General features: G+C 42.1%; 6 protein-coding genes and 2 tRNA genes. 6 read left to right on the forward strand and 2 right to left on the reverse strand.

Annotated elements, in window-relative coordinates; all coding sequences use genetic code 11:
* Positions 1-24: 24 nt before the first annotated feature.
* A complete protein-coding gene (locus DWZ47_RS28005) occupies positions 25-483 on the reverse strand; it encodes a hypothetical protein (protein ID WP_008641854.1) in 459 nt (152 codons plus the stop codon).
* 281 nt (positions 484-764) lie between these two features.
* Between DWZ47_RS28005 and DWZ47_RS28010 the strand changes: the two genes are divergently transcribed.
* Positions 765-3188, forward strand: coding sequence for a DUF2339 domain-containing protein (locus DWZ47_RS28010; RefSeq protein ID WP_117515457.1), 2424 nt, complete (start codon positions 765-767; stop codon positions 3186-3188).
* Between the two features lie 94 nt (positions 3189-3282).
* Here DWZ47_RS28010 and trpS read toward each other — a convergent pair whose 3' ends face one another.
* Entirely contained in the window at positions 3283-4377 is a 1095-nt protein-coding gene (gene trpS, locus DWZ47_RS28015; RefSeq protein WP_004314379.1) for a tryptophan--tRNA ligase, read from the reverse strand.
* A 426-nt stretch (positions 4378-4803) separates the two neighbouring features.
* On the opposite strand from trpS, the gene carB reads away from it, so the two are divergent.
* From carB to DWZ47_RS28045, 5 genes are all read left to right on the forward strand, one after another.
* Positions 4804-8025, forward strand: coding sequence for a carbamoyl-phosphate synthase (glutamine-hydrolyzing) large subunit (carB, locus tag DWZ47_RS28025; protein WP_117515459.1), 3222 nt, complete (start codon positions 4804-4806; stop codon positions 8023-8025).
* A 243-nt stretch (positions 8026-8268) separates the two neighbouring features.
* On the forward strand, positions 8269-9042 hold the full coding sequence (yaaA, locus tag DWZ47_RS28030) for a peroxide stress protein YaaA (RefSeq protein WP_117515461.1): 774 nt from the start codon (positions 8269-8271) through the stop codon (positions 9040-9042).
* Positions 9043-9045: 3 nt separating this feature from the next.
* Entirely contained in the window at positions 9046-9600 is a 555-nt protein-coding gene (locus tag DWZ47_RS28035) for a sugar O-acetyltransferase (RefSeq protein WP_032844093.1), read from the forward strand.
* A 312-nt stretch (positions 9601-9912) separates the two neighbouring features.
* Positions 9913-9987 (forward strand) — tRNA-Val (locus DWZ47_RS28040).
* A 34-nt stretch (positions 9988-10021) separates the two neighbouring features.
* Positions 10022-10096 (forward strand) — tRNA-Val (locus tag DWZ47_RS28045).
* Positions 10097-10128 lie beyond the last annotated feature (32 nt).

Raw genomic sequence — 10128 nt, forward strand, 5'->3', positions numbered from 1 at the left:
TAATGTTATTAATAATGGTTTGTTTTATACTTCCACGGGTTTCACTTCTTTCTTTTTTCCAGGAATACATCCCCAAATGATAAGGGCAATTATAAGAAGTCCGACAGCTTTACCGCCATAACGGGAATAGAAACCGACCTTGTTCAACTTCTCTCCATCCAAATTATTTTCTTTTAGGATGGTAGCCAGTTGTTCTTCCGTCAGTTCATAGTAAGTGTCTTCCTTTTCGCAATAGCCGACCAGGCGAGGCTCTTTCTCTATATATAGAGGGAGAAGGTAAGCGATGTTGAACTCCTGATGGAAAGTTGCCAGATCAATGTAGTTTCCATCGTCTGTTTGGTACTCTTCGGTATCAGGCAAATCTGCTACTTTGGTTAATACTTCGCGGTCGCCGAAAGGGATTTTTAAACCACGTGCGGATACTGTTTGGCAAGATAAGAAAAGAATGCCGCCAAGTGCAAATAGAAATTTAAGGTGCTTCATGCTTCTTGTGTTTAAGTGAATAATTTGTGTGATTTTTATTGATATTGTGGCAAAGATAGGAAAAAGAAGAATAAAAGCCGTATAATTGTTTGGAATTTGTAAGCTCTATTCTTTTTTATAAAATGAGGAGATTTTTTTCCTGATTTAGAGGATTTGTATCCTGATTTATGCAATTGATGTAAAATTGCATTATTGGGATAATCCAAATAATTTAATAACAATTGGTTGGAGCTATTAATAATTATCTATATTTGTGATATAGAACTCAAATCTGGAATATTATGGACGACTTTAATACCGTATATGCACTACTCGTTTTAGTTATGTTATTTATTTTATTGAGTAGGTTGGACAATCGCTTCGGAAAAATAGAGAAAGAGTTGAATGAGATGAAGAAATGGATGGAAGATTATCTCAAGGTTCAGCAAAATTCTGTTGCTGAAGCCTCCAAGCCGAAAGAGGAAATATCAGAAAAAGAAATAAAAGATATTCCTGTGATGCCTCAAGTGGCAGAGCATGTTAAGGTAGTAAAGACCGGACAACGAGAAGAGACTGTTCAGGAAAAACACGAACCGGTTGTTGAAGCAGTTGTCCGTGAGACATTGGAAAAGACGCCTGAAAAGACGCTTGAAACAAGAATGGAGGAAGTTTGCGTAGAGGCTGTTCGGAAGGAATCCGCTGAATCTTCGACTGTGCCAGTTGTACCGGTTACTCCGGCTACTCCGGTTGTTCCGGTTGCACCGACTGTTCCGAAACAAAAGAAGCAGGTGAACTATGAAAAATTCATCGGTGAGAACCTTTTCGGGAAGATTGGTATCCTTATATTTGTAATTGGTGTAGGTTTCTTTGTAAAGTATGCCATTGATAAAAACTGGATTAATGAAACCTTCCGTACCGTGCTTGGTTTCTTGACGGGAGCTGTATTGCTGGCTGTTGCCGAACGGTTGCAAAAGAAATACCGAACCTTCAGTTCGCTGCTTGCGGGTGGTGCTTTCGCTGTGTTCTATCTTACAGTTGCCATTGCTTTCCATTATTATCATATTTTCTCGCAGACTATGGCCTTTATCATTCTGATTGGTGTCACAGTGTTTATGTCTATTCTGTCTGTGGTATATAATCGGCGTGAGTTGGCTATCATTTCTCTTGTAGGAGGATTCCTTGCGCCATTCATAGTGAGTAGCGGGGAAGGAAGTTATTTGGTACTGTTCACTTACGTGAGCATATTAAACTTGGGTATGTTCGGACTTTCCATTTATAAAAAGTGGAGTGAACTTCCAATGATTTCATTTGTCTTCACTTGCCTGATAATGGGAATCTTTCTTTTGTTTAACTATACCTCCGGTTCTACGGTTATTTCGAACCATCTGTTTTGGTTTGCTACTCTGTTCTATTTTATCTTTCTACTTCCGGTGTTCTCTATCCTTCGTGGAGAGAATATGCGGACGATGAGCCGGGGATTAGTATTCGTCATTATAACGAATAATTTTATCTATTTGCTTTCAGGAGCCTTATTCTTGCGGAATATGGGATTATCTTTCAAAGCAAGCGGCTTGTTGAGCCTGTTTATCGCACTCGTTAATTTAGGATTAGTGCTTTGGCTCTGGAAGAACCGCAAAGAGTATAAATTTCTGGTTCATACCACACTGGGACTTGTATTGACATTTGTCTCTATCACTATTCCGATTCAACTGGACGGAAACTATATAACCTTGCTTTGGGCATCGGAAATGGTATTGCTGTTGTGGCTCTATGTTAAGTCGAAAATTAGAGTATATGAGTATGCGGCTAAAGTTCTGGTAGGACTCACTTTCGTTTCTTACTTGATGGATGTGTATAGTGTGATGTTTGAACATCATTCCTTGGATACAATTTTTCTGAATAGTTCATTTGCCACCTCTTTGTTTGTGGGATTAGCGACAGGAGCATTTGCTTTATTAATGGAATATTATCATTCCTTCTTCTCTACGGCACGCCGGTTGAAATACAGCTTCTGGAATCCTTTTATGCTTATCGTCTCCGTAATCATACTTTATTATACATTTATGATGGAATTCAATTTGTATTTTGAAGGGGCGACGAGAAGCGGAGTTATGTTCTTGTTTACAGCCATATCCATTTCGAGTGTTTGCTATGCTTTCAGAAAACGATTCCCGATAACGAAACATCTCACTTCTTATATCTTGACTATCGGGGCAAACGTACTTGTATATATTATAAATATATGGGGCGACCAGAGAATATGGACTTCCCCTCCTGTTGTACTACCATGGCTGACAGCTGTGTTCGTAATAGCGAATTTGTATTATGTAGCACGTATGTACTATACATCAATCGGCATAAAATCCCGTTTTACCGTATATCTGAATATTCTTGCCACGCTCCTTTGGCTGACAATGGTACGCTCTTTCCTTTGGCAAGTAGGAGTGGACGATTTCAGTGCCGGGCTGTCACTCTCATTAAGCATTGCCGGGTTCGTCCAAATGGGGTTGGGCATGCGCCTGCATCAGAAACTACTCCGCATGGTGAGCCTTGCGACTTTCGGATTAGTCCTGCTCAAACTCGTCTTTGATGATTTATGGGCTATGCCGACCATTGGCAAGATTATTGTATTTATCATTCTGGGATTGATATTGCTGATACTTTCATTCCTTTATCAGAAACTAAAGGATGTGTTGTTCAAGAATGACGAGGAAGAAACAAACTGAATCTTTGAAAAATATCCGATAAGAAAGGCTGCCTGTTCTACAAAAGAAGGGCAGCCTTTACCTTATAATTATGTTTATTCCCAGACGAAATCTTTTACTCTTGCGAGAAACGTTTCACCTGCTCTTCGATTAATTCCTTATCATCAAAATAATTAATCTTCATCGCCTTCTTCACGTCAGCCAAAGTCTCGGCAGCCGCAGCCCTTGCCACTTCGCAGCCTTGCTGAAGCATCTCGTAGATAGCAGGGATATCCTTGCTGAACTCCTTGCGACGATTGCGAATCGGTTCCAAAGTCTCCTGCATGATGGAATTTAGGAAACGTTTTACTTTCACGTCACCCAATCCGCCGCGTTGATAATGCGCTTTCAGTTCTGCCAGATTCGGATAATCCGGTAAATAACGTTCGAAATGTTCGGGGAGGCAGAAAGCATCTAGGTAAGTAAATACCGTATTACCTTCAATCTTTCCCGGATCTTGTACGCGGAGATGTCCCGGGTCGGTATACATACTCATGATTTTCTTTTGGATTTCTTCCGGTTCTTCCGAAAGGTAGATGCAGTTTCCGAGCGATTTACTCATTTTAGCTTTACCGTCAGTTCCCGGAAGACGCAGACAAGCTGCATTGTCCGGCAACAGGATTTCCGGTTCTACCAATGTCTCACCATATATATAGTTGAAACGGCGAACGATTTCGCGAGCCTGTTCGAGCATCGGTTCCTGGTCTTCACCCACAGGGACAGTTGTTGCGCGGAATGCTGTAATGTCTGCTGCCTGGCTGATGGGATAAGTGAAGAAACCTACGGGAATACTTGCTTCAAAGTTACGCATCTGGATTTCCGATTTCACAGTCGGGTTACGTTGCAGGCGGGATACGCTGACAAGGTCCATATAATAGAAACTAAGTTCGCATAGTTCCGGTATTTGCGACTGGATGAAAATCGTAGCTTTAGTCGGATCAATACCACAAGCCAGATAATCAAGAGCAACTTCGATTACATTCTGACGTACCTTTTCCGGATTGTCTATATTGTCTGTCAATGCCTGTGAATCGGCAATGAAGATAAACATCTTACTATAATCACCTGCGTTTTGCAGGTCAACTCTGCGTTTCAACGAACCTACATAGTGACCGATATGAAGTCTTCCGGTAGGACGGTCGCCCGTCAATATGATTTTTTCTTTTCCCATATTTATTACCTTATTATATAATGGCGACAAAGATAAGGATAAAAACTGAAAGAAACATCAAAATGCAGTTACTTCATGATTTGTGCCTGCTTAAGATAAGAATGTAATCATTAAAAGCCAATGGAAAAACGACTGTTTCATTAACACGGTAAATTATTTCAGTAAAAAAGTGAACATATCTTTTTGTCATGTGCAAAATATGTCGTTACTTTGCACAAATTTTGAAGTCAACAATGAATCAACAGGAAATTAGAAGCAAGTATTATTTACATTCGGATGTTTTTCATCCCGAAACGAAAGTCTTCTTCTCTTATTTCCAAAAACAATATTTTAGTTCTTTGGTAATGCGTTAATCCTTTTTTGAGGGTAACGCATTTTTTTTATGAACGAACTTAGAAATAACAACTTATTATAACAACAAAAGAAATGGAAAAGGAAATCAAGAAAGTTCTCGTTTTGGGTTCTGGAGCACTCAAAATCGGACAAGCCGGAGAGTTCGACTACTCAGGCTCACAAGCACTGAAAGCTTTGAAAGAAGAAGGTATCAGCTCAGTATTGGTAAACCCGAACATCGCAACCATTCAGACTTCTGAAGGTATTGCCGATAAAGTGTATTTCCTTCCCGTGAATACTTATTTCGTAGAAGAAATTATCAAGAAAGAACGTCCCGATGGTATCCTTTTGGCATTCGGCGGACAGACTGCATTGAACTGTGGTGCTGAACTTTACACACAAGGTGTTCTTGATAAATACGGAGTAAAGGTGCTCGGAACTTCAGTAGAAGCTATCATGTATACAGAAGACCGTGACCTGTTTGTGAAGAAACTGGACGAGATAGAAATGAAGACTCCGGTCAGCCAGGCAGTAGAAAACATGGAAGATGCCATTGCTGCTGCACGCAGAATTGGTTATCCTGTCATGGTGCGTTCTGCTTATGCACTGGGTGGTCTTGGTAGCGGTATCTGTGCCAATGAGGAAGAGTTCCTGAAATTGGCAGAGAGCTCATTTGCTTTCTCCAAACAAATTCTGGTAGAAGAGTCTTTGAAAGGCTGGAAAGAAATCGAATTTGAAGTGATCCGTGACGCTAACGACCATTGCTTCACAGTAGCCAGCATGGAAAACTTCGATCCGCTGGGTATTCATACCGGCGAATCAATTGTAGTAGCTCCCACCTGCTCGCTGGATGATAAAGAACTGGCTCTGTTGAAAGAACTTTCTACCAAATGTATCCGTCACCTCGGTATCGTGGGTGAATGTAACATTCAGTATGCTTTCAACTCTGAAACGGATGACTACCGTGTGATTGAAGTAAATGCCCGTTTGAGCCGTTCTTCTGCATTGGCTTCTAAGGCTACCGGTTATCCGTTGGCATTCGTAGCTGCTAAAGTGGCACTTGGTTACACACTCGACCAGATTGGCGAGATGGGAACCCCGAACTCTGCATACGTAGCTCCGCAACTTGACTACTATATCTGTAAAATCCCTCGTTGGGACTTGACGAAGTTTGCCGGTGTATCCCGTGAAATCGGTTCAAGCATGAAATCGGTAGGTGAAATCATGTCTATCGGTCGCTCTTTCGAAGAAATCATCCAGAAAGGCCTTCGTATGATCGGTCAGGGAATGCACGGTTTCGTAGGTAATGACGAACTGCACTTTGATGATCTTGATAAAGAGCTTTCTCGCCCGACTGACTTGCGTGTTTTCGCCATTGCACAAGCAATGGAAGAAGGGTATACCATCGAACGTATCCACGACCTGACAAAGATCGACCCATGGTTTCTTGGCAAACTGAAAAATATCGTAGACTACAAAGCGAAACTGTCTACCTATAATAAGGTAGAAGATATACCTGCCGATGTAATGCGTGAAGCTAAAGTGTTAGGTTTCTCTGACTTCCAGATTGCCCGTTTCGTACTGAATCCAACCGGAAACATGGAGAAAGAAAACCTGGCAGTGCGTGTTCATCGTAAGTCTATGGGTATCCTCCCGGCTGTAAAACGTATTAATACAGTTGCTTCCGAACATCCGGAACTAACTAACTATCTGTATATGACTTATGCAGTGGAAGGCTACGATGTAAACTATTATAAGAATGAAAAATCAGTAGTCGTACTGGGCTCGGGTGCTTACCGTATCGGTAGCTCTGTGGAATTTGACTGGTGCTCGGTGAATGCAGTTCAGACTGCCCGCAAACTGGGTTACAAGTCTATCATGATTAACTACAACCCTGAAACGGTTTCTACTGACTATGATATGTGCGACCGTCTCTACTTCGACGAACTTTCGTTCGAACGTGTACTCGATGTAATCGACCTCGAACAACCTCGTGGTGTGATCGTCTCGGTAGGCGGACAAATCCCGAACAACTTGGCTATGAAACTTTACCGTCAGTCGGTTCCTGTATTGGGTACTTCTCCGATTTCTATCGACCGTGCTGAAAACCGTAACAAGTTCTCTGCTATGCTCGACCAACTGGGTATCGACCAACCGGCTTGGATGGAACTGACCAGTCTTGAAGAAGTGAAGGGATTTGTAGAAAAAGTAGGCTACCCGGTATTGGTTCGTCCTTCTTACGTCCTTTCAGGAGCAGCAATGAATGTTTGCTATGACGATGAAGAATTGGAAAACTTCCTGAAGATGGCTGCCGAAGTTTCTAAAGAATATCCGGTTGTTGTTTCCCAGTTCCTTGAAAATACGAAAGAGATTGAATTTGATGCCGTTGCGCAGAATGGTGAAGTGGTAGAATACGCAATCTCCGAACATGTAGAGTTTGCCGGTGTTCACTCCGGTGATGCAACTTTGGTATTCCCGGCACAGAAGATTTACTTTGCAACAGCTCGTCGCATCAAGAAGATCAGCCGTCAGATTGCTAAAGAACTCAATATCTCCGGTCCGTTCAATATCCAGTTCCTGGCTCGTAACAACGAAGTGAAAGTAATCGAATGTAACTTGCGTGCTTCTCGTAGCTTCCCGTTTGTTTCTAAAGTTCTGAAACGTAACTTTATCGAAACTGCTACCCGCATCATGCTGGATGCTCCATACTCACGTCCGGATAAGTCGGCATTCGATATCGACTGGATTGGTGTAAAAGCTTCTCAATTCTCTTTCTCTCGTCTGCACAAGGCTGACCCGGTATTGGGCGTAGACATGTCTTCTACTGGTGAAGTGGGATGTATCGGTGACGATTTCTCTGAAGCATTGCTGAATTCAATGATTGCTACCGGATTCAAAATTCCTGAAAAAGCAGTGATGTTCTCTTCCGGTGCAATGAAGTCGAAAGTAGATTTGCTGGATGCCAGCCGTATGCTGTTTGCTAAGGGCTATCAGATTTACGCAACTGCCGGAACAGCAGCTTTCTTGAACGCTCACGGTGTAGAAACTACTCCAGTTTACTGGCCGGATGAAAAGCCGGGTGCAGAGAACAACGTCATGAAGATGATTGCTGACCATAAGTTTGATTTGATCGTTAACATTCCGAAGAATCACAGCAAGCGTGAGTTGACGAACGGTTATCGTATCCGTCGCGGTGCAATCGATCATAACATTCCGTTGATTACCAATGCTCGTTTGGCAAGTGCCTTTATCGAAGCATTCTGCGAATTGAAACTGAATGATATTCAGATTAAGAGCTGGCAGGAATATAAATAAAAACAGTTTTAGCTGTCTATTAGATAAGGAGAACTCTCTCTTTGGCTTGTCCAAAGGGGGAGTTTCTTTTTTATTAGTAAATATAGCACATCAGAGTGTGTTCTATATAGGGAGTGTTTTGTTATTAATAAATGATTAAAGTTAATTATTGGTTGAAACTAAGTAGAATCTGTCTATCCATCAGCAAGAGAAGCGATTTATTTTTTATTTTTGTTTCTTGAAAAGATAAAATCAGATAAAACAATGTTAGTACTTCTATCTTGTGCCAAGACTATGAGTGAGACTTCAAAGGTGAAAGTACCTTTGACGACAGTTCCACGATTTCAAAAAGAAGCTTCCGGGATTGCTTTGCAGATGTCACAGTTTTCGGTGGATGAACTGGAACGCCTGTTGCGTATAAATGCCAGGATGGCGGTGGAGAATTATAAGCGTTATCAGGCTTTTCATGCAGAAGACACATCGGAACTGCCCGCTTTGCTGGCTTATACCGGAATTGTATTCAAGCGACTGAATGCAAAGGATTTCTCGAAAGAAGAATTCGAATATGCGCAGGAACATCTGCGGTTGACTTCTTTCTGTTATGGGTTGTTGAGGCCTTTAGATGTCATTCGTTCCTACCGCTTGGAAGGAGATGTAGTGTTGCCGGAATCGGGTAATCAGACCATGTTCTCTTATTGGAAATCCCGTCTGACGGATGTCTTCATCGAAGATATAAAGAAAGCGGGAGGCATACTCTGCAATCTGGCTAGCGACGAGATGAAAAGTTTGTTCGATTGGAAGCGTGTGGAGAGAGAAGTGCGTGTCGTTACTCCCGAATTTCAGGTGTGGAAGAACGGGAAATTAGCTTCGATAGTGATCTATATCAAGATGTCCCGTGGTGAAATGACGCGGTTCATTCTGAAGAACAGAATCGAAAATCCGGAGGATTTGAAAAGCTTCTCCTGGGAAGGATTCGAATTTAACGAATCTCTTTCGGATGAAAAGAAGTTTGTATTTACTAACGGTAAAGAAATATAAAGTATGACGGAAGTAGAAAAGATGCGTAGTAGCCAGTTGGCTGATATGGCTGCGCCGGAATTGCAGGTGCGTTTTGAACATGCCAAGAAGCTGCTGGCGCGTATGCGGGGAATGAGCACTTATGATGCGGGGTATCGGGAATTATTGGAAGAACTGGTACCGGAGATTCCTGAAACTTCAATAATCTGCCCGCCTTTTCATTGCGATCATGGAGACGGAATCAAATTGGGTGAACATGTATTTGTGAATGCCAATTGCACTTTCCTGGATGGAGGATATATCACAATAGGCGCCCATACGCTGGTTGGACCTTGTGTACAGATTTATACGCCGCATCATCCGATGGATTACCTGGAAAGAAGAGGCTCTAAGGAATATGCTTATCCGGTGACGATTGGCGAAGACTGCTGGATTGGTGGCGGTGCTATTATCTGTCCCGGCGTGACAATTGGCAATCGCTGTGTGATAGGGGCGGGGAGCGTTGTGACGAAAGATATTCCCGACGACAGTGTGGCAGTCGGGAATCCGGCACGTGTTGTTCGCAAACAGCTTGTTTAACGTTTGACCGGAAAAGTTATTTCCCGGATTTAAGCGTTCCTGCGTTACTATCTTTGTTGGGAATTCGTTTTCCTGCAGATTCTATTTTAATTATTAATGATAGAAAAAGAGGCGCGACTATCTTTATTTTGTTCTGTTTATTAGATGAACTGGAAGAAGTGAAAGTGGCAAGAAAAAAGTTTTTATTATTATTTGCTGATAATCAGAGTGTTTCTTTATTTGATAAAAACTTTCTTGAAAAATAATACATGAAATGTTTGCAGAATTCAAAAAATGCCGTACCTTTGCATCGCTTTTGAAACGGAAGTGTACGGGCGTTTAGCTCAGCTGGTTCAGAGCATCTGCCTTACAAGCAGAGGGTCGGCGGTTCGAATCCGTCAACGCCCACACAAAAAACGAAACACTTCCGGCTCATTAACAAGGGCGTTTAGCTCAGCTGGTTCAGAGCATCTGCCTTACAAGCAGAGGGTCGGCGGTTCGAATCCGTCAACGCCCACTACTGAAAATCAGATAGTTACACTGTTAGCT

Source organism: Bacteroides sp. AF32-8BH (genome assembly GCF_003435205.1).
Taxonomy (GTDB): Bacteria; Bacteroidota; Bacteroidia; order Bacteroidales; family Bacteroidaceae; genus Bacteroides; species Bacteroides ovatus.

What these genes read in the sequence shown, in the direction of transcription:
- DWZ47_RS28005 (WP_008641854.1), bottom strand. Translation starts at nt 483, where the DNA reads ATGAAGCACCTTAAATTTCTATTTGCACTTGGCGGCATTCTTTTCTTA.
- DWZ47_RS28010 (WP_117515457.1), top strand. Translation starts at nt 765, where the DNA reads ATGGACGACTTTAATACCGTATATGCACTACTCGTTTTAGTTATGTTA.
- trpS (WP_004314379.1), bottom strand. Translation starts at nt 4,377, where the DNA reads ATGGGAAAAGAAAAAATCATATTGACGGGCGACCGTCCTACCGGAAGA.
- carB (WP_117515459.1), top strand. Translation starts at nt 4,804, where the DNA reads ATGGAAAAGGAAATCAAGAAAGTTCTCGTTTTGGGTTCTGGAGCACTC.
- yaaA (WP_117515461.1), top strand. Translation starts at nt 8,269, where the DNA reads ATGTTAGTACTTCTATCTTGTGCCAAGACTATGAGTGAGACTTCAAAG.
- DWZ47_RS28035 (WP_032844093.1), top strand. Translation starts at nt 9,046, where the DNA reads ATGACGGAAGTAGAAAAGATGCGTAGTAGCCAGTTGGCTGATATGGCT.